We start from the raw sequence: 25,982 nt of genomic DNA, 5'->3' as shown, positions 1-25,982 counted from the left end.
ATCAACCCACGTGATCCCTCCTCTCCTGTGATCTCTCCCCGTCACCTCGCGGAGGAGACCTCGGGGTCCGCCGTACGATCTGCGGCCGGCTCGGTCCTCGTCTCGGTCGCCGGCTCGGTCGCTGGCTCGGTCGCCGGATCGGGAGCGGGTACCGGGGCCGGGCCCTTCGGGCCGCGGGCGAGTACGTAGAGGAACAGGACGCCCATCACGGCCACCCCCGCCCACATGGCCTGCTGCCAGCCCTCGACGAAGGACTGCCGGGCGGCGTCGAGGAGGGCCCGCGCCCCGGCGCCCGCGCCGTCCGCGGCCCCGACGGCGTTGGCGACGCCCTCCCTCGCGGCGTCCGCCGCGTCGTTGGGGATGCCGTCGAGCCGCCCGTCGATGGCGTTGCGGTACCCGGCCGACAGGAGGGCGCCGAGCAGGGCCACGCCCAGCGCCGTGCCGAACTCGCGGGTGACGTCGTTGAGCGCGGAGGCCACGCCCTGGCGCTCCGGCGGCAGCGAGCCGGTGATGGCCTCGGTGGAGGGGGTCATCGCCAGGCCCATCCCGAGGCCCATGGCGAGCATCCCCGGGAGTACGGACAGGTAGCCGCCGTCGACGGAGACGATGCCCGCCATGAGGGCGAGGCCGGCGCCCGCCAGCAGGATGCCGGTCGCCATGGTCGCGCGCGCACCGATGCGCGGAGTCAGCCGGGGAGCCAGGCCGGAGGCCGCCATCATGGCCACGGCCATGGGCATCAGCGCGAGCGTGGACTTGAGGCCCGACCAGCCCAGCACGGCCTGGAGGAAGGGGAAGAGCACCACGAAGATGCCCGCCTGTACGCCGAAGACCGTCAGGAGGGTCAGGGAGCCGCCGGCCAGTCCGCGCTCGCGGAACAGCCGCAGGTCGAGCAGTGCGGCGTCTCGAAGTCGCAGTTCCCAGGTGACGAAGACGGCGCCGGCGAGCAGTCCGGCGACGAGGCCGGTCAGGGTGGCGGGATCGGACCAGCCGCGCTCCGGCCCTTCCTGGAGGGCGAAGATCAGGCCGGCCACGGCGACGACGGAGGTCAGTGCGCCGATGGTGTCGAAGGAGTGCCCCGGGGTCTCGCGGGAGTCGGGGATGGCGCGCAGCGACATGGCCAGGGCCACGAGGACCAGGGCGACGGGCAGGACGAAGAGGTAGCGCCAGTTCGCCACGTCGACGAGCGCGGCGGAGAGGAACATGCCGAGGATGCCACCGCCTCCGGCGACCCCGGTCCATACGCCGATGGCCCGGCCGCGCTGTTCCGCGGGGAAGGTGGAGGTGATCACGGCCAGGGTGATGGGCATGATCATCGCGGCGCCCACGCCGCTGAGCAGCCGGGCGGCGAGCATGACCTCCACCGACGGGGCGAGACCCGCGAGGGCGCTCGCGATCCCGAAGACGGCCAGACCGGCGATCAGCGTGGGCTTGCGGCCCAGCCGGTCTCCGAGCGCTCCGAGCGGGAGCAGGAGCGCGGCCAGGGTGAGGGTGTAGAGGTTGATGATCCACAGGACGGTGCTCTGCGAGGCGCCGAACTCGACGGCCAGGTCGGGCTGCGCGACGTTCAGCCCGGAAACCGAGGCGATGACGGCCATCAGCGCGATGCACACGGTGATCAGAATGGTGCGCAGCCGGCGCGCGTCCGGGCCGCGGTCGCCTTGGGCGGGGCCGGGTACTTCGGTGGCCGCCACCCGTGGGGGCTGGTTCTTGCTCATGGGTTCCTCTTCGAAAAGGGCATGCGGAAGGCGGCGCCGGACCAGGTCCGGCGCCGCCGGGGAGGAATGGAGGAAGGGGGCGGGCGCCTGTGTCAGGCGGTGGTGGCGGCGACCGCGGTGTTCCCTGCCGCGGGGAGGGCCGCGACGGCCGCGTCGGTGTCGGCGACGGCGAGCATGGCGTTGATGTGGGCGCCGGCCAGGGCCCCGGCCGCGGCGGAGGCCCCGACCTGGGCCATCGGGTCGGTGACGTTGCCGGCCACCCACACCCCCGGTACGTCGGTGGCGCCGGCCGCGCCGGAGGCGAAGCGGCGGCCGCCGCCGGGCACGTCCTCCATCCGCAGGCCCAGGCCCGCCAGGCCTTCGGTGCGGGCCAGGAGCGTGGTCGCCACCGCGAGGACGCGGCGGCCGACGACCCGGCCGTCGGCCAGGCGCACCCCGTGGATGCCGCCGTCACCGTCCCCTACGACCTCTTCGACCGGCGCGTCGACGACCCGGATGCCGCGCGCGGCGAAGCGCGTACGGGTCTCGTCGTCGAGTTCGGTGCCGTTCGCGAAGTAGACCAGGTCCTCGGTGAGCTGACGGAACAGCAGGGCGTGGTGGAGCGACGCGGGGCCGGTGGCGAGGATGCCGATGGGCTCGTCGCGCACCTCCCAGCCGTGACAGTAGGGGCAGTGCACCACGGCGTTGCCCCAGTGCTCCGCCAGCCCGGGCAGCTCGGGCAGCACGTCGCGCAGACCGGTGGCCACCAGCAGGCGGCGCGCCGTCAGGACGCGGCCGTCGGCCAGGGTGACGGTGAAGCGCAGGTCGCCGTCGGCGGACGGAGCGGCGTGCTCGGCGGCGCTGACCTCGCCGGAGACGACCAGGCCGCCGTAGCGGCGCACTTCCTCGCGGCCCCGTCCGTACAGTTCCGCCGGCGGGGTGCCGTCCAGGCCGAGCAGGCCGTGCACGCCCTCGGCGGGCGCGTTGCGGGGGGTGCCGCTGTCGATCACGACCACCGAGCGGCGGGAGCGGGCGAGCATCAGGGCGCCGTTCAGACCGGCGGCGCCGCCGCCGATCACCACGGCGTCGACGGTCCCGTCCGGCAGTGCGTCGGTCGGGTCTTCGGTCGGGTGTGCGGCCGGGTGTGCGGCAGTCATCGCGGACATGTCGTCGGATTCCTTCCTGGGTTTTCCTTCGTACCGGCCCGGTGGTGCGGGGCCGTCTGAATACGACGCTAACCCCGACTTGCAGCACGGGCATACAATGTTGCCTATGACGCAAGAAGACGGCGACCTGGACAGCCTCGTACGCAAACGCATCCGCGCCCTGCGCGTCGCGCAGGGCTGGTCCCTGGAGGAACTGGCCGGACGGGCCCGGCTCAGCCAGTCCACGCTCAGCCGCATCGAGAACGGCCAGCGCCGCCTGGCGCTGGACAGCCTCGTCACGCTCGCCCGCGCGCTGGACACCACTTTGGACCAACTCGTGGAGACCGCGACCGACGACGTCGTCATCAGCCCGACGATCGACGCCGCCCGTGGGCAGATGCGCTGGCCGATCAAGGGCGAGCCGGGCATGACCGTCATTCGTCAGCGCATGACCGAGCCGCCGCCGGACAACCCCTCCCGGATGCGCGCGCACCCCGGGCGCGAATGGCTCGTGGTCCTGTCCGGCACCGCGATCCTCCTGCTGGGGCACCGCCGCTTCCGGATCGAGACCAACCAGGCCGCGGAGTTCCCGACGATGATGCCGCACGCGATCGGCGCCGAGGGGGGACCGTGCGAGATCCTGGGGATCTTCGACCGGGACGCCCGCCGCGGCCATCAGCGGGACGGCGGCGGAAGCGACGAAGGTGCTGATCAGGGGTAGGGGCGGGACGTGTCCGAAGCGGGCATCTTGCGCGTTCGGGGGGTCACGAGGCCATCTTCTTGCCTAACCGGCAAGAGTTGATGCGGCAAGCGCATGAGCGTCCTACGGTGGAGCCATGACCGACGCACAGCACGCACTCCGGAACGACAACCACGGCGAAGCTCACCAGACCCACGGCCACGGCCACGGCCACGGCGACGGGCAGGACCACGGCAACGGCCACCACGGCCAAGCGCAGCACGGCCACGCCCACGCCCACGCCCACCACGACACCGAGGCCGACAGTCAGGCGGAGATCCTCGACCTGGACGCGGAAGTCCTGGCCGGCCACATCACCGACATCGCCGCCTGGCTGCCCCTGAACGAGCCCCCTCGCCACATCGTGGACCTGGGCTGCGGCACGGGAGCAGGCACCTTCGCCCTGCTCGAACAGTTCCCGGACGCTCAGGTCACGGCCGTCGACTCCTCGGCGGCGCACCTGCAGCGACTGAGGGAGAAGGCCTGCGCCCGGGGCGTCGAGGACCGTGTCCGCACCGTACAGGCCGACCTCGACGAGACCGAGTGGCCCGACCTCGGCGCACCGGACCTCGTGTGGGCCTCGGCCTCGATGCACCACATGGCCGACCCGGACCAGGCCCTGCGCACGGTCCGTGAACTGCTCGCGCCCGGGGGACTGTTCGCCGTCGTCGAACTGGCGGGATTCCCCCGGTTCCTGCCCGCGGACGCCCCCGAAGACCGGCCCGGCCTGGAAGACCGCTGCCACACGGCGAGCGAGAGCCACCACGCCGAGCACGTGCCCCACCGCGGCGCCGACTGGGGGCCCAAGCTCACCGCGGCCGGATTCGCCCTCGACGGCGACCGCACGATCAAGGTGAACATCGAAGGCTCGCGCAGCGAGGCGGTCGGCGCGTACGCCCTCGGCAGCCTGCGGCGTCTTCGCCTCAGCATCGTCGACACCCTGCGGCCCGAGGACCTCGTCGCCCTCGACCGGCTGCTCGACACCGACGGGCCCGGGAGCATCCTGCGCCGCGAGGACCTCGCCGTACGGACCGAGCGCGCCGTCTGGGCCGCACGCCGCAAGGACTGAACCGCGGCGTCGTCGTGGCCGCGTACGGCACGCACCGGGCGACACCGCTCCGCCGGCCCGGTCCCGCGCCGCGACGCCTCCCGCCGGGGTGTCGCTCGCGGACCGGCCGGAGCCGTCCGCCTAGCCTGCTCGGGTGGCACGTACCCGGCTCTACCGCGACGGCGTCCTGGCCCTGGAGGGATTCCCCGCCCAGGACCTCTCCGCGTACGCGGGGCAGCCGGACTGCACCGTCTGGCTGGACCTCTGCGATCCCACCGAAGCGGATTTCGACCTGATCACCGAGCAGTTCGGGCTGCACGAGCTGGCCGTCGAGGACGCCCGGCACGCGCACCAGCGAGCCAAGCTCGACCGCTACCGCACGCACCTCTTCCTCAGCGCCTACGCCGTCTACACGGACACCCCCGGCGGCCCCCTGCAGACCCGCGAGGTCTCCGCCTTCATCACCCCCAACGCCCTGATCACCGTCCGCGCGAGCGGTCACTTCGACATGGACCGCGTCGTCGCCTACTGGGACGATTCCGCCGACCTCGCCAAGGAGGGCGTCGGCTTCCTGCTCCACGGACTGCTCGACTACCTCGTGGACGACCACTTCAAAGCCGTCCAGCAGCTCGACGAGCAGATCGAGGCCCTGGAGCAGCTGCTCTTCGAGGACGGCCGCGACGAGGTCCGCACCGTCCAGCGGCGCTCGTACGCCCTGCGCAAGGACCTGGTGCTCCTGCGCCGGGTGGTGCTGCCCATGCGCGAGGTCGTCAACACCCTGCTGCGCCGCGACCTGCACACCGTCAGCCCCGCGATGCTGCCGTACTACCAGGACGTCTACGACCACGTCCTGCGCGCGACCGAGTGGACCGAGTCCCTGCGCGACCTGGTGAACTCCGTCATGGACACCAACCTCAACGTCCAGGGCAACCGGCTGAACCTGATCATGAAGAAGGTCACCAGCTGGGCCTCCATCATCGCGGTCCCGACCGCGATCACCGGCTTCTACGGCCAGAACGTCCCCTTCCCCGGGGACGGCACGCACACCGGCTTCGTGGTCTCCTCCGCGCTGATGCTGACCCTCTCCGTGGCCCTCTACTTCGGATTCAAGCGACGCGACTGGATCTGAGCGGCGCGCGATGATCATCGGACGAGCGAGAGGCCGGGGCGACCGCAGCGCTCCACGGCCCGAAGGAGCTCACTCCTGCGGCCGGCGCAGCAGCGGGGGAGCCGGGTGGGGCAGGGGGGTCGCCGCGGCCGGGCTCAGGCCGTCCATGACCAGGGCCACGTAGCGGCGCCATCCCTCCTCGGCGGGGTCCATGGTCCACAGGACGCTGACGAGCATGCTCATGATCCTCTTCAGATCGTCGGGCACGAGGTCCCCCCGGATCACCCCGGCCTGCTGACCCCGCGTCACCAGCGGGTCCAGTGCTTCGAAGAAGCGGGCACTGACCTCGGGGGAGAGGACGCCGGCGTTCCGGGCGGCCGTCAGTACGTGGTGCTCGTCGGCCGCCGAGGCCAGGGCGGCTTCGAGTACGGAGGCCAGGCCGCGGCGGGGGTCCTCGTCGGTCAGTCCGCGGTCGATGGCCGGGAGCACGTCCTGGGTGAACTGCTGGTCGATCACGGCCCGCAGGAGGGCGCCCTTGTCGGGGAAGCGGCGGTAGAGCGTGGCGATCCCCACGCCGGCCCGCCGCGCGACCTCGTCGAGCGGCACATCGGGTCCCAGCTCGGCGTACACGTCGCGCGCCGCTCTGACGATCTTCTCGATGTTGCGCACGGCATCGGCGCGCAGGGGTTTGGGGCTGTCGGTCGGCACGCTGCCGACCCTACAACTGATAGTCGACGATCGGATCCGGTTGACACGTCGCACACCGCGAACTGATAGTTGACTACTGATTGTGGTGTGCGCCGATCTCGCGCCGATCTCGCTCTGAGGACCCCGAATGCAACAGCCGCCCATGGCCGTCCCCCGCACCGGCAAGGTGATCGCGACGCTCGCCCTCGCGGGCATCGCCGCAGCCGTCATGCAGACGCTGGTCACGCCGCTGCTGGCCGACCTGCCGAACATCCTTCACACCTCCCACTCCAACTCCGCCTGGGTCGTCACCGCCACCCTGCTGGTCGCCGGCGTGTGCGTACCCATCAGCGGGCGGCTGGGCGACATGCTCGGCAAGCGCCGCATGCTCCTGGCCTGTTGCGTACCGCTGATCGCCGGATCGGTGGTGTGCGCGCTGGCGGGCGGCGTCGTCCAGATGATCGTCGGGCGGGGCCTCCAGGGCGTCGGCATGGGCATGATCCCGCTGGGCATCGCCCTGCTCCGCGACATCGTCCCCGCCGAGAAGCTCAGCTCCTCCATCGCCCTCGTGAGCGCCTCCATGGGCATCGGCGGCGGCATCGGCCTTCCGGTCTCGGCTGCCGTCGCCCAGTACACGAGCTGGCGCTTCCTGTTCTGGGGGTCCGCGGTCCTCGCCGGCTGCGTCGCCGTCATGATCGTGGCCTTCGTCCCGGAGGTTCCGGCCGCCGCGAAGGGCCAGCGCTTCGACGTGGTCGGCGCGCTGGGCCTCGCCGCCGGCCTGGTCTCCCTGCTGCTGTTCGTGTCCAAGGGCGCCGACTGGGGCTGGGGATCCGGCACCACCCTCGGCCTGATCGGGGCGGCCGTCGTGATCCTGGCCGCCTGGGGGTGGTTCGAGTGGCGCACCACCGACCCGCTCGTCGACCTGCGCACCACGGTCCGCCCGCGGGTCCTGCTGACCAACCTCGCCTCGGTCTCCATCGGCTTCGGCATGTACGCGAGCATGCTGGTCATCCCGCAGCTGCTGCAGTTCCCCGCCGCCACCGGCTACGGCCTGGGTCAGTCCATGCTGGCGGCCGGCATGTGGATGCTCCCCGGCGGGCTGATGATGATGGCCGTGTCCCCTCTCGGGGGCAAGCTCACCAACGTCCACGGCCCGAAGGTCACCCTCGTCTGCGGAGCGCTCGTGCTGGCCGCGGGCTACGGCGTCGCGCTCCTCTTCTCCGCGACCGCCGTCGGGCTGATGGCCGCCGTCATGGTCATCAACAGCGGTGTCGCCCTCGCCTACGGGGCCATGCCCGCTCTGATCATGAGCGCGGTGCCCCTGGCGGAGACCGGAGCCGCGAACGGCTTCAACGCCCTCATGCGCTCCCTGGGCACCTCCGTCGGCGCCGCCGTCGTCGGTGTGGTCCTGGCCCAGATGACCACCACGGCGGGCGGGTTCACCTTCACCTCCGAGGCGGGCTTCCGCACCGGCCTCCTGATGGGCGGCGGCTTCGCCCTCCTGTCCGGCGCCATCGCCGCCCTGATCCCCGCCCTCCGGCCGCAGCGGCTCGAACTGCGGGACCAGGCCGGCCCCGCGACCGAAACGGCCCCCGCCGCGGTGAGCAAGTAGCGCCCCCGCTCAGGCTGCCGGGGTCATCGGGCCCCTTCGACGTACGAGGCCAGGTGGGCCAGTGAAGAGGCGATGCCCGCCTCGTGTTCCGCCCGGTCGATGCCGGGCGGAACACCGGTGGCGGTGACGGTCACCTCGGTGCCCCTGCCCCCCTCGCGGGCGCCGAGGTGCCAGGTCATCGTCATGGTGCCGGCGTACGAGGGGTCGTCGGACTCGAACACGGCCTGCTGCACCACGCGCTCCGGCGGCACCAGACCGGTGAACCGTACGTCGACCACATCGGTGGAGCCGGAGGTCTTCCCGGGGCTCCCGGCGGGATCGAGGTGGGTGAGGACCATCCGGAACCCGCCCCCGGGGCGCGGGTCCCACCGCTCGATCCGTCCGCTCATCCCGTCCGGCGGGAGCCAGGCTTCGAGGGACGCGCGGTCGAGCAGGGCGGCGTAGACGGAAGCCGGCGGCGCCGCGACCGTCCGGGCGCCGCGGTCGGTCCTGCCGGGGGACCCGTGCCCGGTCCGGTTCCGGGGCTCCGGCGCACGGGCGGCGGGGGCCTCCAGGGTGCGCAGGTGAGCCGTCACCGCCGCCGTGGTGCGCGGTTCGTCACGGCTCGCGAGGAGGTCCAGCAGGGCCCCGCGCAGGACCGACAGCAGCAGGGTGCGCTCGGCGAGCCCCTCGGGCGTGTCGCGGCGGGCGGGCGGCTGGGCGGCGGCGAAGAGCTCCAGCCAGTCGGCGATCGTCCGCTCGGCGAAACCCGCCCAGGGCCCCTCGGCGCCGCTCAGCGAGCGCGCGTAGCCCTCGACCCAGAGCGTGAGCACCTTGCGGTGCCCCGGGTCGGCCAGCCAGCTCCACACCAGTTCGCCCGTGCGGGCGAGCCCGTGCTCCGGCCGGGCCCGGTGCACGGCTTCGAGCATGCCCGTCTCGTCCTGCCGGGCCCGCGCGAGCAGGGCCTGCACCAGCGCGTCCTTGCTGCCGAACAGGAAGAGCAGGACGCGCGGGCTGCTGCCGATCGCCTCGGCCAGGGGCCGCAGGGACATGTCCGCCAGCCCGTGGTCGAGCACGTGGGCGTAGGCCAGCTCCAGGAGCTGGAGCTTGCGGGCGGAATCGGCGCGGGCGGAGGGGGTCACCCGGCCATTATGCTGTACTGAAACAATCGTTTCAGTTGCCTGGAGATGAGGATTCCCATGAACGAGGTCCGCGCGGTGATCCGGCCGCTGGGGGAGCCTGGCGATCTCGGCTGGGTGGTGATGGCCCACGGCGAGCAGTACGCGAAGGAGTTCGGCTGGGACATCGGCTTCGAGGCCCTGGTCGCGCGGATCGTCGCGGACTACGCGGCCGGCCACGACCCCTCCCGCGAGGCGGCCTGGATCGCCGAGCTGGACGGCCGCCGCGTCGGCAGCGTGTTCTGCGTGGCCGACGAAGACGGCGGGCAGGGCGCGGCGGGAGAGGGGCGCACCGCCAAACTGCGCATCCTCCTCGTGGACCCCGCCGCACGCGGCCACCGCCTGGGCTCACGCCTGGTGGCCCGGTGCGTGGACTTCGCCCGCGAGGCGGGGTATGACCGGATCCGGCTGTGGACGAACGACACCCTGGTGGCCGCGCGCGGGATCTACCTCGCCGCGGGCTTCCGGCTCGTCGAGGAGGAACCGCACCACAGCTTCGGCGCCGACCTGATCGGACAGGTCTACGCACTCGACCTGTCCGCCTGAACGACGCCCCGCCCGCCTGCCCCGCGCTACCGCCGCTCCGGCCCGAGGCCGACGGCGACCACCGTGCGGAGTTCGTCGAGCCTCCCGTACCCGGGCGACGGGCAGCCCGCGCACGGTGATCTGCCGGCGACCCGCGCCCGTACGCGGACACGGCGCTGGACGCCTTCGGCCCGGCTGATGTTCGGCTCCGACTGGCCGGTGTGCACGCTCACGGCCACCTCGTACGCCCAAGTCCTCGACACGGGCTGCGAACTGACCGCCGGGCTGACCCGTACGAACGGAGCCAGGTCCTCGCGGGGACGGCGGATCGCGCGTACGGGCTGAAGGGCTGACCCGACCGGCCGACGGCGGGGATAAGGCGGGCGACCGGGGGCAGACGCGAGCCGAAGCACCGCGGGGGAGCCACCGCTCCGCCGCGTTCCCGACCCGCGAGTGAGGACATCATGCTTTTCGCCGGACTCATCCTCCTGCTCATCGGATTCCTGACCGGAATCTCCGTCCTGTGGACCATCGGCGTCATCCTGCTCGTGGTGGGGGCCGTGTTGTGGATCATGGGCTCGGTCGGACACGCGGTCGGCGGCCGGCGTCACTACTGGTAGCCGGTGAAGTCTCCGCGCAACGCGGCAGGATGGCGGCCCGCCCCGACCGGGGCGGGCCGCCATCCCATGTCAGGGGCAACTCGGCTGTGTCATGGGCCCGTTGCCGGGTATCCGCGCAGCACGCCCACCGGCAGAGGCCGCAGGGCGAACGCCACCCGGCCGGCCCGTGGGCGGGCGGATGACTCGAAGGAAGGGAACCGCGATGACGACGACCGGATTGCACGGAAACAAGACGCTCCCCGGCGCACGGACGCTCCGCCGGCAGGCCGTCCGGACCCGGAAGGAGCTCGGCCGGACGGTCGAAGCGCTGGCCTCCAGGGCGGGCTCCCCGGCGCGGGTCCACGAGAGCGCCGGGCGGCTGAGGAAGACGGCCGCATCGCGCGTCGGCCGCCTCGTCCAGGACGGGAAGCTCGACGCGGCACGGGGCAAGGCCGTCCGGGCCGCGACCGCGGTCCGGAGCCACCGGACCGCGTTGGCCACGGCCGCCGGCGTACTGACCGCAGCCCTGCTGGCCCGGCGCAGCCGCCGGGCACGACGAGAACGGGCTGTTTGATCCGGCCGTTGCGGGCGGACGGGAAGCGATCACGCATCCGTATCGGGCGCGTGTACGCGCCGTCCTCCACCGTGTGAGCCGCGGCACCAGTGAAGGGAGCGGCCCCCGGACGCCGGGGGCCGCTCCCTTCACTGGTGGTCACCGCGTGCCGCGTGCTCTCAGCAGGGGCGGACCGGCTGGAGGTTGTGGACGTAGCGTGCCGAAACCCAGCCCTTCGAGCCGTGCAGGCGGTACCACACCGGGTTGCCGTCCACCCAGCCGCCGCGCTTCTGGCACACGAGGAGCACCCGCTCGTGCGGACGCAGCTGCTTCACCACGTCCGAGTACACGGTCGGCTTCTCGCGGACGTTGAGCGGCGCGCGGGTCTCGACCACGCCGACGGGGCCGGACGCGGCCCGCGCGTACCCGTCGGCGGCCCAGCCGGCCGTACTCAGGGGCCCCATCACTACCCCGGCCGCCAAGGCGTACGTCAGCAATGCCTTCTTCACCATCGGATCCACTCTCCCTCTGCCGCCTGGGCGCGGGGCCGGCGGCCCGTGCGGCCGACCGCCCCGACCGACTATCCCCCGCGCGGGCGGCGGATCGGCGGCGGCCCGGAGGGAACACGCCCCCGTTGCTCCGGATGGCCCAGAGCCGTCCACCCCGGCCGGCCCGAGGTTTGAACCCGCCGGTATCGAGCAGGCGCCCTGCGGAACGAATCCTGCGAGAAGAGGAGGAACGTGGCATGGCCGCGGAAGCACAGGAGAACCAGGACGTTGTCGCCTTGATCCTCAAGGACCACCGCAGGATGGAGGACCTCTTCCGCCGGATGCGCAGTGTGGAGGCCGACCGCGCGGACGCGCTCGCGAAGCTGTCCGCGCTCCTCGTGGCCCACGGCGAGGCCGAGGAGTCCGAGGTGTACGGCGCGCTGAAGCGGTTCAAGGGCGTGGACGACGCGGAGGTCGAGCACGGCACCAAGGAGCACGCCGAGGGCAACGAGGCCCTCCTGGCGCTGCTGGAGGTGTCCGAAGTGGGCTCCGACGACTGGGACGAGCGTCTGGAAGACCTGGTCAAGGCGGTTTCCCACCACCTCGACGAGGAGGAGCGCACCATCCTCAACGGAGCCCGGGAGAGCGTCCCGGACGAGCGGAGGGCCGAGCTCGGGGCGGCCTTCCTGCGGGAGCGGGAGCGCCGGCTGGCAGCCGACTGCGGCAGCGTCGAGAACGTACGCACCCTCGTACAGGGCTGACGGCCGACGCCGCCGGGTCCACGCCGCGGGCGGGGGCCCGGCGGCGGCGCGGACCCGGACGCGGCCTCGCACACGGACGCGGGCCCGGACTCGAGGAGTCCGGGCCCGCGTCCGTCCCACCGCGTCAGATGATGCGGCCGCCGAAGCCGCCGATGGAGTAGTAGGTGCCGATCTCCTCGCGGTACCCGACGTCGTCGAGGTGCTTCTCGCGGTGGAACTCCGGTGCGTTCTTGATCTGCTCCTTGGTGCCGTCGACGTAGATCGTCTCCCGGTTCACATCGACGATGATCACGGCGCTCGCCGGGAGCAGGACCTCCTTGCCGAAGATCCAGATCCCGGTGTCCACGACCAGGTAGGCGTCACCGGCCTCGTCGGAGTGCTTGTCGACCTTGCCGATGCTGCCGTCGGTCGCCTCGACCGTGTACCCGATCAGATCGGTGCCGGTCAGGTGGCCCGCGGTCGACCTGTAGCTCCACACATGCTCAGTCACGCGAAAACAACTCCTTCGCCAGACAGGGGGCGGCGGCGCGGTGCCGGCCGTCCCTCTCTTTCGATGTCGTGCGCGGCGCCGTAGGCGCCCCGCCCGAACTCGCCTGCCCCGGCTCCGGTCCTTCATTCGCCCGGGATCGCCGACGTTGCGAAGGCGCGGCGCTCGCGGCGCGTACGGGGCCGTTCGCAGGGCAGACGGCCGCCATGACATGGAGAAGAGACGCGCTGCGGCGCGGCGAGAGTCCCGACAGCGGGTCAGCAACGGCCGCCTGGCAACCACGCCGACCCGCGCACCCGGCCGTCCGGGCGCTGGCCATGCTGGCGGCCTTCGTCGGGACCGTCCTGTTCAGCGTGGTGCTGGCACGGCTCACGCTGGAACCCTCCGCCGCCTCGGTGGACTTGGTGCACAGCAACACGACGCCCGGCCATTCGATCAACGCCTACCTGGACGGCGCGTCGACCACGGAGGCGGTGCGCCAGCTGGGCGGGAACCTGCTGCTGGGCCTGCCGTTCGGGGTGCTGCTGCCCGTCCTCATGCCCCCGGCCCGGGGGCTGCTGCGGGTCGCCGTGGTGACGGTGTGTCTGATGACGCTGGTGGAGCTGATCCAGGGCGCCCTCGTCACGGGACGCGTCTTCGACATCGACGACGTCATCCTCAATACGGCCGGAGCCCTCCTCGGCTACCTGCTGATCGGCCGTCGCCTGGGCCGCGCCGTGCACCCGCGCCGCAGGCACTGGTGGCACCGCCGGCCCCGACCGGACCATCCCGCGGCCTCGCCGAGGCCGGAACCGAGGCCCGCGGAGCCGGAAACGAAGCCGGCACCGAATTCGGCAGCGAAGTCGGCAACGACACGGACAACGACGCGCACAGCGAAGGCGGCGACGGACCCGGCGGCAAAGGCCGTCGCGAAGCCGAGTCGCGCGGGTTGGCGGAAGGTCTTCCACCGCGGCGAGTGACCGCCGGCGGGGTCGGGCGACCGGCGGGGGACGGTTCCCCGTGTCAGGTCCGTGCAGTGGGGCAGGCGCGGGAAGATCCATGCCGCTTCCACCCACTGGGGAGACATGAACAGCGCCCTACGCCTCCTGACCCTCCTGGCGGGTTCGATCCTGCTCACCGCCGCGGCCGGCTGGGCCGTCGACCGGCTGCTCCGCCGCGCTGGCGCGCGACACCCCGAGACGCCCTTGTGGCACCTGCTGCGCCGCTGCCGCCACGCCCTGCAGATATTCCTGCTCGCCGCACTGTTCAAAGGTGCCTGCCGGCAGGCGGCGTGGCCGCCGCTGAGGGACCACGCGGCCGCCACGGGCCGGATCCTCGCGCTGGCCCTGATCGGTGCCGGGGCCTGGCTGTTCGTGGTCGTGGCCTCCGCCGTCGTCGAGTCGGGGTACGCCCGCTACGCCACCGGCACCCGCGACCCGGCCCGGGTGCGCAGGGTCCGTACCCAGGTGACGTTGATCACGAGGGTCGTGACGGTGGTCGCGGCCGTGATCGCCGGAGCCGCCATGCTCCTCACCTTCCCGAACTTCCGCGCGCTCGGCACGTCCGTGCTCGCCTCCGCCGGAATCATCGGCATCGTGGCCGGGGTGGCGGCCCAGTCCACCCTGGGAAACCTCTTCGCGGGCTTCCAGATCGCCTTCGGCGACCTCGTGCGCATCGGGGACACGGTCGTGGTCGCCGGCGAGTGGGGGGTGGTCGAGGACATCACGCTCACCTTCCTCGCCGTACGCACCTGGGACGAACGCCGCATCACCATGCCCGTCTCGTACTTCACCACCAGGCCCTTCGAGAACTGGTCGCGCGGCGGTGTCCAGATGACCGGCACGGTCTTCCTGCACTGCGACCACGGGGCGCCCGTGGACCTCATGCGGGACAAGGTGCACGAGATCCTGCGCGACTGCCCGCAGTGGGACGGCCGCGGCTGGGACCTCGCCGTCACGGAGACGACGCCCTCCACCATCGTGGTGCGGGCCATCGTCACGGCCAAGGACGCCGACGACGTGTGGACGGTGCGCTGCGCCGTACGCGAGCAGCTGATCGCCTGGCTGGCGGAGAAGCACCCCGCCGCCCTGCCCCGCATCCTGCTGGACCCGGCTCCGACCGGGCCCGGAGGGACCGACGGGCACCCTCGCTGACGGAACTCGGCGCCGGGCGGCGCCCGTACGGTCCGGCCCGTGGCCGGACGGGGCGTTCCTACCGGTGCCGCGCCAGGGTGTGCACGAGCACGATCAGCGCGAACGCGATGACGAGCAGGTGCACCCAGGAGGGCCCGATCGCCGGGGCCAGGGACAGGGAGCTGAACTGATGAGAGGTCATGAGGCGCTCCTGCCCCCGACGGGCGGATCGACGCCCTTGCGCGCGACGACCGAGGAACGGACCCAGGGGTCCGCCGGGTCGGTCAGCGTGGCGCCGGCCTGCCGGACATCAGACGCTCCGCCTCGATCTCGGCCCAGACGGCCTTGCCGCCCTCATGGGTGTGCGTGCCCCAGCGGTCGGACAGTCGCTCCACGATGTGCAGACCGTGACCCCCGGGCATGCCGCGCCGCGGGGCGGGATGGAGGAGGGGCAGGGTCGTCGAGCCGTCGTACACCTCGATGCGCAGCGTTTCCCCGGCCGTCAGGACGAGTTCCCGGCAGCCGTCCGCGTGGAGGGAGGCGTTGGTCAGCAGCTCGGACACGAGGAGCAGGGCGTCCTCGGAGGTCTCGGTTTCGTCCCAGCCCCAGTCGCGTAGGGCCCGGCGCGTGAAGTCGCGTCCCTTGGCCACCGCGCCCCCGACGCCCGTCAGGGCGAGGCGGCGCCGCTGGCCTCCGCCGGGCAGGCCGACGCTCACTGGATCTCCCGTTTGCGCTCCGATGGTCTCCACCGTGCTCTCGCACCCCCGTGCCGACGCTGCTCTGCTCGCTGTTCCCGGAAGACCGTCCGCCGAGGTCGTGGCCGGTGTCCGGGACTGTCCGTATGCCCCCGAGCGGCCCGGGGACACCCGGGCCAGACCCCGAGTGTAGGTGACCTCCCCTGTCAGGGCGCCGCCATGTGGAGCCTCAAGGTGAAGCCGTCGGGCAGGGCCCGGACCTCGACCAGATCGCAGAGCTGGTGGATCATCCACAGGCCGCGACCGCCTCTGGCCGAGGCCAGGGACGGGCGGCGGCGCCCCGCGAGGGGATCCGCCAGGCGGCCCCCGTCGTGGATCTCGGCGACGACTTCCGCACCGGGCCCGGTGGTGGCCCACAGGCGCAGCGTGCCCTTCCCGCCCCCGTGGGAAAGCGAGTTGGCCGCGGCCTCGCTGACGGCCAGGACCAGGTCGCCGCGCCGCGCCGCGCTCAGAGCGGTGCCGCGGGCCCAGGCGTCGGCGTACTCGCGCACCTCGGCCAGCCCTCCGTGGGCGTACGCGAACCAGGGCACCTCGCCCCCGGGTTCGGGCAGCGGCCGGTCGCAGTCCGCCGAGACCCGCGCGGTGTCCGTGTACGCCGTGCTCGGCAGGTCCGAGCCCCCCTCGATGAGGGTGGGGTGCGTGCGGCGGGCGTCGGCCAGGACCTCGGGCGCCAGCCCCCGTACGTCGTACGGGCACAGGACGGTGGCGGGCCGGCCGGCGAAGGCCGTGTTGATGAGGGCCTCGTGCCGGGTGGCCTCCAGGACCTCGGCGGGGGAGCGGCCGGGCCAGATCGGCTCTCCGACGATCCGGGCCGGCCGGCTCACGTGCAGGTCGGCGAAATCCTGCAGGGCGGCCAGGATGCGGCCGGGGTTGCGGCCCAGCCCCGTCATGTCCGTCCAGGTGACGCCGTCGGCGTTCCCGCCGAGGCTCTCGCGCAAGGCGTCCAGGCTCTGGCCCGGTACGGCGACGAGGACCGGTTCGCCGGCCGATACCGCCGCGCGCACGAAGGCGCCCACGCCGGCCACGTACCCGTCGAAGTCCTCGTAGAAGAAGGCGGGATGGACGAAGGCCCCGGGCCCGGCGGGCTCAGGAACAGTGATCATGCTGCGACCTCGATCATGCTGCGACCTCCAGCGCGGCGCATTCGTCCGGGAACATCTCCACGACCTTGCGGAGCGAGTACGGCGGGTCGTGGAGCAGCAGACGCCGCCCCTGCCCGCCGAGGGCCGCGGATGCCCGTACGAGCGCGGCGACCGCGGCCGTGTCCAGGAAGACCACGGCGGACAGGTCGAGATGGACGACGGGTCCGGGCATCGCGGTCACGACGCCGAGCGCGGCGGACAGGCACTCCCGGGTGTCGAGGTCGCAGCTGCCGCTCAGGCGCGCGCCCGGACGGTCCTGCCACGGCCGGGCGGTCAGCGGTGCCCACGCGCCCGCTGCCGCCCCGGAGGCCGTTGCTGATTCCGGGCCCGCCGATTCCGGGCCTGCCGCCGCCGAGTCCGCCGGCTCCGACGAGCCCGCGCGCTCCCGCGCGCCGGATGAGGAGTTCACGGTCCCTTCCTACACCGCCAGCATGCCGGTGCGCAGCCGCGCCAGGGTCCGGGACAGGATGCGGGAGACCTGCATCTGCGAGACGCCGAGCTCGGCGCCGATCTCCGCCTGGGTCTTCTCCAGTCCGAAGCGCAGCCGCAGGACCAGCCGGTCGCGTTCGTCCAGTTCCTCCAGCAGGGGCGCCAGGGTGTGGAAGTCCTCGAAGAGTTCCATGCCGGGGTCCACGGAGCCGTGGCGCTCCGCCATCGGCCGGGCGCCGCGGCCCGCCACCGGGGAGCTGTCGCCGTCGGTCGTGGCGGCGTCGAGGGAACTGCTCGTGTAGCCGTTCGCGGCCACCAGCCCCTCGATGACCTCGTCCTCGGACAACTCCAGGTGCTGGGCCAGCTCCTTGACCGTCGGCGCCCGGCCCAGGACGTCGCTGAGGGCGTCCTGGGACTTGGCGAGTTCCGTACGCAGCTCCTGCAGGCGGCGCGGTACGTGCACGGCCCAGGTGGTGTCGCGGAAGTAGCGCTTGATCTCACCCGTGATGTACGGCAGGGCGAGGGTGGAGAACTCGACCTCGCGCTCCGTGTCGTAGCGGTCGATGGCCTTGATCAGGCCGATGGTTCCGACCTGGATGACGTCCTCCATGTCCAGGCCGCCGCCCACCACGCGGGCCCGGAAGCGCCGTGCGGCGAACTGGACGAGGGACAGGTTCATCTCGATCAGGGTGTTGCGCGTGTACTGGTACTCGCGCGTCCCCTCCTCCAGCGTGCGCAGCCTCACGAAGAAGAGCCGCGAGAGTTCCCGGGCGTCCGAGGGCGCCATCTCCCGCGGGTTCTCCACCCGGATCAGGTCGGTGTCCTGCGTGGTCGCTCCCGCGGACTCCAGGTCACACGCGGGTACCGATGCGTCTGCTGCACGAATGGGGCCCACGACGGTGGCCGAGCGATTCATGGTGGCCGCTCCCTCCCGATTGACTGACGGCTGCCGGGAGCGCTTCTGCCCCGCCTTCGCGGGTCTACACACTTCGAGGGCAGGGGAGTTCCACCCCGTGGCGCGCCGAGGCTCGGAGAGGGGCCGCGGCCCGGGGGGCGGTGGTGCAGGAGCGAGGAGCAGGCATACTCCCTGGGAAGGACATACGACGGACGATCCGGGAAGGCGGACATGACCGGAGCAGGGGACGGATACGGGCAGGGCGTGGTCGGGGACGGCTACCCGGTCGGGGCCGGTTGGGTGGTGGTCGCCCGCGGAGAGCTCGACCAGGACACCCTCATTCCCTTGGAGGAGGCTCTTGTCGCGGCCGCGGACCTGCATCCGCTGGTGGTCCTCGACGCCGCTTCCATCACCTTCGGGGACTCCTCCTTCCTGAACCTGCTCCTGCGGCTGCACCGCCTCACGACCCTGCGCATCGCCGCCCCCGGCGAGCAGTTGCGCCGGCTGTTCGCCGTGACCGGAGCCGATACGGTCCTGTCCCTCCACGCGAGCGTGGACGCCGCCGCCGGGACGTGAACCCGGATCGGCCGCCCGGCCGCGGCCCCGGTCATCCGGTCTCCGGGGCCCCGGACCACCGGTGGTGCGGGGGAGATTCCCGGGTGTGCCGCGATTCCCGGGTGGGCCGCGGTTCCCCGGTACGCCGAGGCTCCGGCCCGTGCGGGTCCGGTCCGCCGCCCGGCCGGAAGCAGGCGGTGATGGCCTTCCCGCCGTGCGACGCGTGGATGTCCAGGGAATCGGCCAGGGTGGTGACGATCCCGAGCCCGCGGCCCGAGGTGGCTTCCGCGCCGGCGTCGGGCTCCCGGTACGGGGGCACCCGCGGATCGGCGTCCGAGACGCTCACGTGCAGGCAGGAACCGTCCCAGGTCAGGACGAGGTGCGCGGTCCCGACCGCGTGCAGGTGCGCGTTGGTGACGAGTTCGGAGACGCAGATCAGCACGGAGTACACGGTGTCGGCCACCGAACCGCTCCACGGCAGCGACGCCAGATGGCCCGCCGTCCACTCCCGCGCCGCCCGGACCCCCTGCGAGACGGGGAACGACCGGGCCCAGCCCACTGCCTTGACCGTCATCCGCTTCACCCCGTTTCTTCCGTTGTGTGCGAGTGTCACCAGTTCGTCTACCCGCAACCCGGCGGGTCACCCCCGAGCGGTCCACATCGCGCGGCCCGGAGGCGTGTTCGGGCCGCGTGCGGAAGGCCGCCCGCCCCCTCCCCTTCCCGCAGGCGGGATGCGCTGTCCCCGGTGTGATCGACCGTGCCTTATCGTCCCTTCGGCGGCGCTAGCCTTCACCGGACCGGTGGTGCGGCGCAGACGGATCACCGCGGAGCCGGGCGCGTCACCGCGCCCGGCGCCGGGGGTCCTTCTGGTCCCGTTCGGCGGAGTGTCGGTTTCGAGTGTGAGGTTGGGGCGGATGGCCGAGCGGGCGGGCGTGGGTTCGGCGGGCGGGGTGTCCCCGCTCGCGGGTGAGGGCGGGATCGGTGAGGCGGAGCTGCGCAGGCTGCTGGCCGGGCTGACCGCCGTGCGCGACGGGGACTTCCGTACCCGGCTTCCCGATGCGGCGGACGGGCTGCTCGGGGAGATCGCCACCGTCTTCAACGGCATGGTCAACCAGCTCTCCCTGTTCACCTCCGAGGTGACCAGGGTCGCCCGCGAGGTGGGCACCGAGGGGACCCTGGGCGGACAGGCCGACGTACCGGGAGTCGGCGGCGCCTGGCTGGACCTCACGGATTCGGTCAACTTCATGGCCGGAAACCTGACCGCCCAGGTGCGCTCCATCGCCCAGGTCGCCACCGCCGTGGCCAAGGGCGACCTCTCGCAGAAGATCAACGTCACCGCGCGCGGAGAGATCCTGGAGCTGAAGGAGACCATCAACACGATGGTCGACCAGCTCTCCGGATTCGCCGGCGAGGTCACCCGGGTGGCCCGAGAGGTCGGCACCGAGGGCCGGCTCGGCGGCCAGGCGGACGTCCAGGGCGTCTCCGGTACGTGGAAGGACCTGACGGAGTCGGTCAACGTCATGGCCGACAACCTGACCGCCCAGGTGCGCTCCATCGCCGAGGTCACCACCGCCGTGGCCCAGGGCGACCTGACCCAGAAGATCCGGGTGGACGCGCGGGGGGAGATCCTGGAGCTGAAGGAGACCATCAACACGATGGTCGACCAGCTCTCCGCGTTCGCCGACGAGGTGACGCGAGTGGCCCGCGAGGTCGGCACCGAGGGCAACCTGGGCGGTCAGGCCACGGTCCGGGGCGTCTCGGGCACCTGGAAGGACCTCACCGACAACGTCAACGTCATGGCCTCCAACCTGACCGGACAGGTGCGCTCCATCGCCCAGGTGGCCACCGCCGTCGCCCGCGGCGACCTCTCGCAGAAGATCATGGTGGAGGCCAAGGGCGAAGTCGCCGCGCTGGCCGGTGTCATCAACACGATGGTCGACACCCTGTCGGCCTTCGCCGACGAGGTGACCCGGGTGGCCCGCGAGGTGGGCACGGAGGGCCGGCTCGGCGGCCAGGCGCAGGTCCCCAACGTGGCGGGCACCTGGAAAGACCTCACCGACAACGTCAACTCCATGGCCAACAACCTCACCGGTCAGGTCCGCAACATCGCCCTCGTCACCACGGCCGTCGCCAACGGCGACCTGTCCAAGAAGATCGACGTGGACGCCCGCGGGGAGATCCTGGAGCTGAAGACCACCATCAACACGATGGTCGACCAGCTCTCCGCTTTCGCCGCCGAGGTCACCCGCGTCGCCCGCGAAGTGGGCAGCGAGGGCCGCCTCGGCGGTCAGGCCGAGGTCGAAGGCGTCTCCGGTACGTGGAAGCGCCTGACGGAGAACGTCAACGAGCTGGCCGGCAACCTGACCCGCCAGGTCCGCGCCATCGCCGAGGTGGCCAGCGCGGTCGCCGAGGGCGACCTGACCCGGTCCATCACGGTCGACGCCTCGGGCGAGGTCGCCGAACTCAAGGACAACATCAACTCCATGGTCGGCTCGCTCCGCGAGAGCACCCGGGCCAACCAGGAGCAGGACTGGCTCAAATCGAACCTGGCCCGCATCTCCGGCCTGATGCAGGGCCACCGGGACCTGGGCGCCGTCGCCGAACTCGTCATGGACGAGCTGACGCCGCTGGTCGCCGCCCAGTACGGAGCCTTCTACCTCGCCGAGGACCGCCCCGGCGGCACCGTGCTCACCCTCGTCGGCTCCTACGGGCGTTCCGCCGCCGCACAGGAGGGCGCCGCCTTCGCCCTCGGCGAGTCCCTCGTCGGCCAGGCGGCCCGCAGCCGCCGGATCATCGCCACCGACCAGGTCCCGGGCGGGTACGTGATCTCCTCCGGGCTGGGCCACACCACCCCGGGCAGCCTGATCATCCTGCCGATCGTGGTGGACGACCAGATCCTCGGCGTGATCGAGCTGGCCTCCTTCTCCGCCTTCAACCCCGTGCACCGCGACTTCCTGGCCCAGCTGATGGAGGCCATCGGAGCCAACGTCAACACGATCGTCGCCAACGCCCGCACCGACGAACTCCTCGGCGAGTCCCAGCGGCTGACCGGCGAACTCCAGGCCCGCTCCGAGGAACTCCAGGTCCAGCAGGAGGAACTCCAGCGCTCCAACGCGGAGCTGGAGGAGAAGGCCGCCCTCCTCGCCAGCCAGAACAGCGACATCGAGGCCAAGAACCTGGAGATCGAGCAGGCCCGGCAGGAGCTGGAGACCCGCGCGCAACAGCTGTCGCTGGCCTCCACCTACAAGTCCGAGTTCCTGGCCAACATGAGCCACGAGCTGCGCACCCCGCTCAACAGCCTGCTGATCCTGGCCCAGTTGCTCGCCCAGAACCCCGCGCGCAACCTCACCCCCAAGCAGGTCGAGTACGCCGGCATCATCCACTCGGCCGGCTCGGACCTCCTCCAGCTGATCAACGACATCCTCGACCTGTCGAAGGTCGAGGCCGGCAAGATGGACATCAACCCCGAGCGGGTGCACCTGCCCCAGCTCCTGGAGTACGTCGACGCCACCTTCCGGCCGATGACCACGCAGAAGAGCCTCGACTTCACCGTCACCACGGCCCCCGGTGCCCCCGACGACCTGCTGACCGACGACTCGCGACTGCGCCAGATCCTGCGCAACCTCCTGTCGAACGCCGTGAAGTTCACCGAGCGCGGAGGCGTCGAGCTCCGCATCGAACCGGCCGCGGCCCCCGAGATCCCCGCCGGCCTCACCCGGCGCGGCCCGATGCTGGCCTTCCGGGTCCGCGACACGGGCATCGGCATCCCCGAACAGCAACTGGAGTCGGTCTTCGGGGCCTTCCAGCAGGCCGACGGGACCACCAGCCGCAAGTACGGCGGCACCGGCCTCGGGCTCTCCATCAGCCGTGAGATCGCCCAGCTCCTCGGCGGGGCCGTCACCGCGGAGAGCGCCCCAGGCCAGGGCAGCACCTTCACCCTCTACCTGCCGGTCAGTCGCGCGGACTACGAGGGCGCCACCTACACCGAGACCCCCCTGGCGCTCCCGTCCGGGTCCTCGTACCGGACGTCGGCGGAGCGGGGCGGCCGTCCGGCCCGGCCCGTCCTCCCGGAGCAGCGGCGGCCCCGGCGCCTGCTGGTGATCGAGGAGCGGCCGAACGGCCTGCTCTCCCTCGTCGCCGAGAGCGCCGAGCGGGACTTCGCCCCCGGCCACCTGACGCCGGGGGAGCGGGGCGGCATTCACGTGGTCACCGCCACCGGCTCCCGAGAGGCGGCCGCCGCCCTGGCGGCGCACTCCTTCCACTGCGTCGTCCTGGAACTGGACCTGCCCGACGGCGAGGCGCTCCGCTTCCTCGACGCCCTCGACGGAGACCCGGCCCTCGCCTCGCTCCCCGTCCTCGCCCACAACAACCCGCGGGTGCGGCCCGGTCAGGAGGAGGCCCTGCGCCGGCGGTCCGCGTCACGCCGCCTGGAACTGCTCTCCAGCCTGGACGAGCTGCGCGAACGCATCGCGCTCCACCTGTCCGCCGAACAGCCCGGGGACGTCCTGCCGCTGGTGCACGGCGACGCGCGGCGCCGGCCCGCCGATCACGTGCCCGAAAGCGGCCTGGCCGGACGCACGGTGCTCGTCGTCGACGACGACGCGCGCAACCTCTTCGCGCTCAGCGGGGTCCTGGAACTGCACGGCATGCGCGTGCTCCACGCCGAGGACGGCCGCAAGGGCATCGACGCCCTCGTCCGCAACGCCGGCGTCGACATCGTCCTGATGGACGTGATGATGCCCGAACTGGACGGCTACGCCGCGACCGCCGAGATCAGGCGGATGCCGCAGTACGCGGACCTGCCCATCATCGCGGTCACGGCCAAGGCCATGCCCGGGGACCGGGAGAAGAGCCTCGCCGCGGGCGCCAGCGACTACGTGACCAAGCCGGTGGACGCCGACGACCTCATCGCCCGCATCCGGCGCAGGCTCACCCGATGACCGGCGACACGCGCCGGCACGACGATGCCCACCGGTACGAAGCCGCCCGCCGGTGCGAGGACGCCCACCCGTACGACGATGCGCTCCGGCCGGGAACACCGGACGGCAACCTCCCCGCGGGCGTCATCCCGCAGCAGGCTCCGACCCCCCTCGGCCGTCTCGTCGCCACCGTGGAACGTCTGCGCCGAGAGGTGCTGGACGCACAGGCGGCCGCCGACGGGCGGGCCTTGGTCGAACTGGCCAAGGGCATCCTCATCGGGCAGCTGCGCTGCACCCCGGCCGCGGCGGCCCGCCAGCTCGACGTACTGTGCCGCGAGAGCGGGATGTCCCCCCTCGAACTCGCCGCCGACATCGTCAACCAGGCCTCCCGCGACCACGTCAGCGAGATCGCCGCGGAGTTCGTCGAACGTACGGCTACGGCTACGGCTACGGGCAACAGCGCTGGCGCAGGGGCGCACGGCGGGGACCCGGCCGAGCAGCCGTCCGCGGTGTCCGTGCGCCTGCGCACCGCCGAGAGCGGGGTGCTCGCCGTCGCCGCCGACACCCAGGCGGTCGCCGAATCCCTCCTGACGAACGCCCTGGGCCCCCTGGGAGCGGTGGCGGTGGCCGTGTGGGCCGCGGAGCCCGACGGGTCGCTGGCCCTGGCCGGCCACGCCGGTTTCCCGCCCCGGGAGGCTGCCCGCTGGCGCCACGTCCCCCCGGGCGTCTCCACCGTCGCCCGACTCGCCCTGGGGGAACGCCGGCTGGTCACCCTCACCGCCATGGACCGGGAGGGTCTCCCCTCCGTCGGCCGCGCCGAGTGGCCCGGCGGCGGGCGGATGGCGGTGCCCACGGGCACGGGCGGACGGATCCAGGGAGTCCTGGAGATCTGCTGGCCGCGGCCCCTGGAGCCACAGGCACCCCAGATCGAGCGCCAGGTCGAGGCACTCGCCGAGCTGTGCGCCCGCACCATGGACGCCGCGCCCCCGCACGATCCCGCCACCGCCGAGGCGGTCCTCCCGGACGTCGCCGAGCTCATCGACCTCGCCGAGGGGCTCCAGGACCCGGCCGTCGTCCTCACCCCGGTCCTCGACTCCGACGGCCGGCTCGCCGACTTCCGGATCCGGCACACCGGCAGCCGCTTCGTCGACCCGGTGGGACGTCCGCGCGGCGACGTCAACGGCGCCCTGCTGCTGGAGGCCTACCCCCTGGCCGCCGGCGAGAGCGGGCTCTTCGACATCATCGAGCGCGTGCACGCGACGGGCGAACCCTTCCGCGCCGAACGCATGAGCCTGACCGCGCTCGTCGACCAGATCCCGATCACCTCCGTCGCCAACATCAGCGTCAGCCGCCACGGCTCGGCCGTCCTGCTGATCTGGCGGATCCAGGACGAGACCGCCCGCCTGGCGGGCCTCCTCCAGCACGCCCAGCGCCTGGGCCGGATCGGCGGCTTCGAAGAGGACCTCGTCACCGGCGAGACCACCTGGAACGCCCAGCTCTACGATCTCCACGGACTCCCGCCCACGGCGCCCCCGGTCCGGCTGCGCGAACTCCCCGGCTACGCGCACCCCGACGACTCCGCGGCCGTCCATCGCTTCCTGCGCGCGGTGCTGCGCCACCGCCGCCCCGCCTCCGTCAACCTCCGCCTGCGCAGACCCGACGGAATCACCCGTCACATCCGGGTCGTCGCCGAGCCCGTCCTCGACGCCGACCAGCGGCTGCACACCGTGCGCGGCGCCTACCAGGACATCTCCGCCCAGCACTGGACCGAGGTGGCCCTGGCCGCGACCCGGGACCAACTCGCCCACACCGAGGCCGAGTCCGCCGAACGCAGCCGGCTGGCCCTCCAGCTCCAGCACGCCATCATGCCCCCCACCCCGCCGGCCATCGAGGCCCCGGGCCTGCGGGTCGCCGTCCGCTACCGGCCGGCGGAGATCGAGGCGCTCGTCGGCGGAGACTGGTATGACACCGTGGTCCTGCCCTCCGGACTGATCATGCTCTCGGTGGGCGACGTCGCCGGGCACGGCATCGAGGCGGCCACCGGCATGGTCGTCCTGCGCAACGCCCTGCGCGGTCTCGCGGTCACCGGGGCGGGCCCCGCCCAGCTGATGTCCTGGCTCAACACGGTCACCCATCACCTGGCCAAGAACGTGACGGCCACGGCCGTCTGCGGCCTCTTCGACCCGCGCACGAGGGTGATGCGCTGGGCCCGCGCGGGCCACCTGCCCCCCGTACTGGTCCGGGGCGGGGAGGCGGAGGCCTTCCCGCTCATCGAGGGGCTGCTCCTCGGCGCCCTGCCCGATGTCACCTACGTCGAGCGGGAGGTGCAGCTCGAACCGGACGACACGCTCCTGATGTACACGGACGGGCTGGTGGAGCGCCGGGACTCCTCGGTACAGGAGTCCCTCGGCCACCTCGTGCACGCGGCGGCCGCCGCCGCCGGGGACCTGGACGGCCAACTGGACCGGCTGCTCGCCGAGAGCCGCTCCGACACGGACGACGACACGTGCGTGATCGGCATCCGGGTCGGCTGACGGCCCCGGCCCGCCAGGCCGATCACCCCACAGCGAACC

At 72.6% G+C, this 25,982-nt stretch carries 25 protein-coding genes and 1 pseudogene; 14 read left to right on the top strand and 12 right to left on the bottom strand.

Annotation, left to right across the window (positions count from 1 at the left end; genetic code table 11):
* Positions 1-41 precede the first annotated feature (41 nt).
* Together ACFYYB_RS18635 and ACFYYB_RS18630 are read right to left on the bottom strand one after the other, a co-directional pair.
* Positions 42-1,715: an MFS transporter gene (locus ACFYYB_RS18635; protein ID WP_389436280.1), complete on the bottom strand. Its 1,674-nt coding sequence runs from the start codon at positions 1,713-1,715 to the stop codon at positions 42-44.
* 92 nt (positions 1,716-1,807) lie between these two features.
* The gene (locus ACFYYB_RS18630; protein ID WP_389436279.1) at positions 1,808-2,860 is read right to left on the bottom strand and encodes an NAD(P)/FAD-dependent oxidoreductase; all 1,053 of its coding nucleotides are present in this window, start codon (positions 2,858-2,860) and stop codon (positions 1,808-1,810) included.
* Between the two features lie 97 nt (positions 2,861-2,957).
* Here ACFYYB_RS18630 and ACFYYB_RS18625 point away from each other — a divergent pair, with 97 nt between their 5' ends.
* The 3 genes from ACFYYB_RS18625 (at position 2,958) to ACFYYB_RS18615 (ending at position 5,755) form a co-directional block, all read left to right on the top strand.
* Entirely contained in the window at positions 2,958-3,560 is a 603-nt protein-coding gene (locus tag ACFYYB_RS18625) for a helix-turn-helix domain-containing protein (protein WP_389436278.1), read from the top strand.
* Positions 3,561-3,675: 115 nt separating this feature from the next.
* Entirely contained in the window at positions 3,676-4,647 is a 972-nt protein-coding gene (locus ACFYYB_RS18620; protein ID WP_389436277.1) for a class I SAM-dependent methyltransferase, read from the top strand.
* Positions 4,648-4,780: 133 nt separating this feature from the next.
* Positions 4,781-5,755 (top strand): magnesium transporter CorA family protein, encoded by a 975-nt coding sequence (locus ACFYYB_RS18615; RefSeq protein ID WP_389436276.1) that lies wholly within the window; start codon positions 4,781-4,783, stop codon positions 5,753-5,755.
* Positions 5,756-5,824: 69 nt separating this feature from the next.
* On the opposite strand, the gene ACFYYB_RS18610 is transcribed toward ACFYYB_RS18615, so the two are convergent.
* Positions 5,825-6,442 (bottom strand): TetR/AcrR family transcriptional regulator, encoded by a 618-nt coding sequence (locus ACFYYB_RS18610; RefSeq protein ID WP_389436275.1) that lies wholly within the window; start codon positions 6,440-6,442, stop codon positions 5,825-5,827.
* Between the two features lie 127 nt (positions 6,443-6,569).
* Between ACFYYB_RS18610 and ACFYYB_RS18605 the strand changes: the two genes are divergently transcribed.
* Positions 6,570-8,033: an MFS transporter gene (locus ACFYYB_RS18605; protein WP_389436274.1), complete on the top strand. Its 1,464-nt coding sequence runs from the start codon at positions 6,570-6,572 to the stop codon at positions 8,031-8,033.
* Positions 8,034-8,056: 23 nt separating this feature from the next.
* On the opposite strand, the gene ACFYYB_RS18600 is transcribed toward ACFYYB_RS18605, so the two are convergent.
* On the bottom strand, positions 8,057-9,154 hold the full coding sequence (locus tag ACFYYB_RS18600; protein ID WP_389436273.1) for an SRPBCC domain-containing protein: 1,098 nt from the start codon (positions 9,152-9,154) through the stop codon (positions 8,057-8,059).
* A gap of 57 nt (positions 9,155-9,211) precedes the next feature.
* Here ACFYYB_RS18600 and ACFYYB_RS18595 point away from each other — a divergent pair, with 57 nt between their 5' ends.
* The 4 genes and pseudogenes from ACFYYB_RS18595 to ACFYYB_RS18580 all read left to right on the top strand — a co-directional run bounded on the left by ACFYYB_RS18595 (position 9,212) and on the right by ACFYYB_RS18580 (position 10,888).
* Positions 9,212-9,736 (top strand): GNAT family N-acetyltransferase, encoded by a 525-nt coding sequence (locus tag ACFYYB_RS18595; protein ID WP_389436272.1) that lies wholly within the window; start codon positions 9,212-9,214, stop codon positions 9,734-9,736.
* 134 nt (positions 9,737-9,870) lie between these two features.
* Positions 9,871-10,068, top strand: a pseudogene (locus tag ACFYYB_RS18590) (amidohydrolase family protein); the annotation flags it as partial.
* Positions 10,069-10,179: 111 nt separating this feature from the next.
* Positions 10,180-10,335: a DUF6131 family protein gene (locus ACFYYB_RS18585; RefSeq protein ID WP_327308865.1), complete on the top strand. Its 156-nt coding sequence runs from the start codon at positions 10,180-10,182 to the stop codon at positions 10,333-10,335.
* Positions 10,336-10,537: 202 nt separating this feature from the next.
* Positions 10,538-10,888 (top strand): DUF3618 domain-containing protein, encoded by a 351-nt coding sequence (locus ACFYYB_RS18580; protein WP_389436271.1) that lies wholly within the window; start codon positions 10,538-10,540, stop codon positions 10,886-10,888.
* Between the two features lie 158 nt (positions 10,889-11,046).
* On the opposite strand, the gene ACFYYB_RS18575 is transcribed toward ACFYYB_RS18580, so the two are convergent.
* On the bottom strand, positions 11,047-11,379 hold the full coding sequence (locus ACFYYB_RS18575) for an SH3 domain-containing protein (protein ID WP_389436270.1): 333 nt from the start codon (positions 11,377-11,379) through the stop codon (positions 11,047-11,049).
* A gap of 233 nt (positions 11,380-11,612) precedes the next feature.
* Between ACFYYB_RS18575 and ACFYYB_RS18570 the strand changes: the two genes are divergently transcribed.
* A complete protein-coding gene (locus ACFYYB_RS18570; RefSeq protein ID WP_389436269.1) occupies positions 11,613-12,116 on the top strand; it encodes a hemerythrin domain-containing protein in 504 nt (167 codons plus the stop codon).
* A 124-nt stretch (positions 12,117-12,240) separates the two neighbouring features.
* On the opposite strand, the gene ACFYYB_RS18565 is transcribed toward ACFYYB_RS18570, so the two are convergent.
* A complete protein-coding gene (locus ACFYYB_RS18565) occupies positions 12,241-12,606 on the bottom strand; it encodes a PRC-barrel domain-containing protein (RefSeq protein ID WP_389436268.1) in 366 nt (121 codons plus the stop codon).
* A gap of 203 nt (positions 12,607-12,809) precedes the next feature.
* Between ACFYYB_RS18565 and ACFYYB_RS18560 the strand changes: the two genes are divergently transcribed.
* Both ACFYYB_RS18560 and ACFYYB_RS18555 read left to right on the top strand, forming a co-directional pair.
* Entirely contained in the window at positions 12,810-13,562 is a 753-nt protein-coding gene (locus tag ACFYYB_RS18560; protein WP_389436267.1) for a VanZ family protein, read from the top strand.
* A 105-nt stretch (positions 13,563-13,667) separates the two neighbouring features.
* Positions 13,668-14,735, top strand: a complete 1,068-nt coding sequence (locus ACFYYB_RS18555; protein WP_389436266.1) for a mechanosensitive ion channel family protein — start codon at positions 13,668-13,670, stop codon at positions 14,733-14,735.
* A gap of 58 nt (positions 14,736-14,793) precedes the next feature.
* Here the strand turns inward: ACFYYB_RS18555 and ACFYYB_RS18550 are convergent, their stop codons facing one another.
* The 5 genes from ACFYYB_RS18550 to ACFYYB_RS18530 all read right to left on the bottom strand — a co-directional run bounded on the left by ACFYYB_RS18550 (position 14,794) and on the right by ACFYYB_RS18530 (position 17,956).
* Positions 14,794-14,916 carry a hypothetical protein gene (locus tag ACFYYB_RS18550; protein ID WP_389436265.1) on the bottom strand — a complete coding sequence of 41 codons (123 nt, stop codon included), beginning with the start codon at positions 14,914-14,916 and terminating at the stop codon, positions 14,794-14,796.
* A gap of 82 nt (positions 14,917-14,998) precedes the next feature.
* Entirely contained in the window at positions 14,999-15,430 is a 432-nt protein-coding gene (locus tag ACFYYB_RS18545; protein WP_389436264.1) for an ATP-binding protein, read from the bottom strand.
* A 185-nt stretch (positions 15,431-15,615) separates the two neighbouring features.
* Positions 15,616-16,572, bottom strand: coding sequence for an anti-sigma factor RsbA family regulatory protein (locus ACFYYB_RS18540; protein WP_389436263.1), 957 nt, complete (start codon positions 16,570-16,572; stop codon positions 15,616-15,618).
* Between the two features lie 13 nt (positions 16,573-16,585).
* Positions 16,586-17,020: an STAS domain-containing protein gene (locus ACFYYB_RS18535; protein WP_389436262.1), complete on the bottom strand. Its 435-nt coding sequence runs from the start codon at positions 17,018-17,020 to the stop codon at positions 16,586-16,588.
* Between the two features lie 9 nt (positions 17,021-17,029).
* Positions 17,030-17,956 (bottom strand): SigB/SigF/SigG family RNA polymerase sigma factor, encoded by a 927-nt coding sequence (locus ACFYYB_RS18530; RefSeq protein ID WP_389436261.1) that lies wholly within the window; start codon positions 17,954-17,956, stop codon positions 17,030-17,032.
* A gap of 210 nt (positions 17,957-18,166) precedes the next feature.
* On the opposite strand from ACFYYB_RS18530, the gene ACFYYB_RS18525 reads away from it, so the two are divergent.
* Positions 18,167-18,511 (top strand): STAS domain-containing protein, encoded by a 345-nt coding sequence (locus ACFYYB_RS18525; protein WP_327308875.1) that lies wholly within the window; start codon positions 18,167-18,169, stop codon positions 18,509-18,511.
* 31 nt (positions 18,512-18,542) lie between these two features.
* Here ACFYYB_RS18525 and ACFYYB_RS18520 read toward each other — a convergent pair whose 3' ends face one another.
* Positions 18,543-19,064, bottom strand: coding sequence for an ATP-binding protein (locus ACFYYB_RS18520; protein WP_389436260.1), 522 nt, complete (start codon positions 19,062-19,064; stop codon positions 18,543-18,545).
* Positions 19,065-19,404: 340 nt separating this feature from the next.
* On the opposite strand from ACFYYB_RS18520, the gene ACFYYB_RS18515 reads away from it, so the two are divergent.
* Positions 19,405-23,430, top strand: coding sequence for a HAMP domain-containing protein (locus ACFYYB_RS18515; RefSeq protein WP_389436259.1), 4,026 nt, complete (start codon positions 19,405-19,407; stop codon positions 23,428-23,430).
* Positions 23,427-25,943 carry a SpoIIE family protein phosphatase gene (locus ACFYYB_RS18510; protein WP_389436258.1) on the top strand — a complete coding sequence of 839 codons (2,517 nt, stop codon included), beginning with the start codon at positions 23,427-23,429 and terminating at the stop codon, positions 25,941-25,943. Before ACFYYB_RS18515 ends, ACFYYB_RS18510 begins: the two co-directional genes overlap by 4 nt.
* Positions 25,944-25,982 lie beyond the last annotated feature (39 nt).

The sequence above is a fragment of the Streptomyces sp. NPDC002886 genome (assembly GCF_042888445.1).
GTDB lineage: Bacteria > Actinomycetota > Actinomycetes > Streptomycetales > Streptomycetaceae > Streptomyces.
The sequence above is the reverse complement of the archived record's forward strand: the minus strand, read 5'-3'. Positions and strand labels throughout refer to the sequence as shown.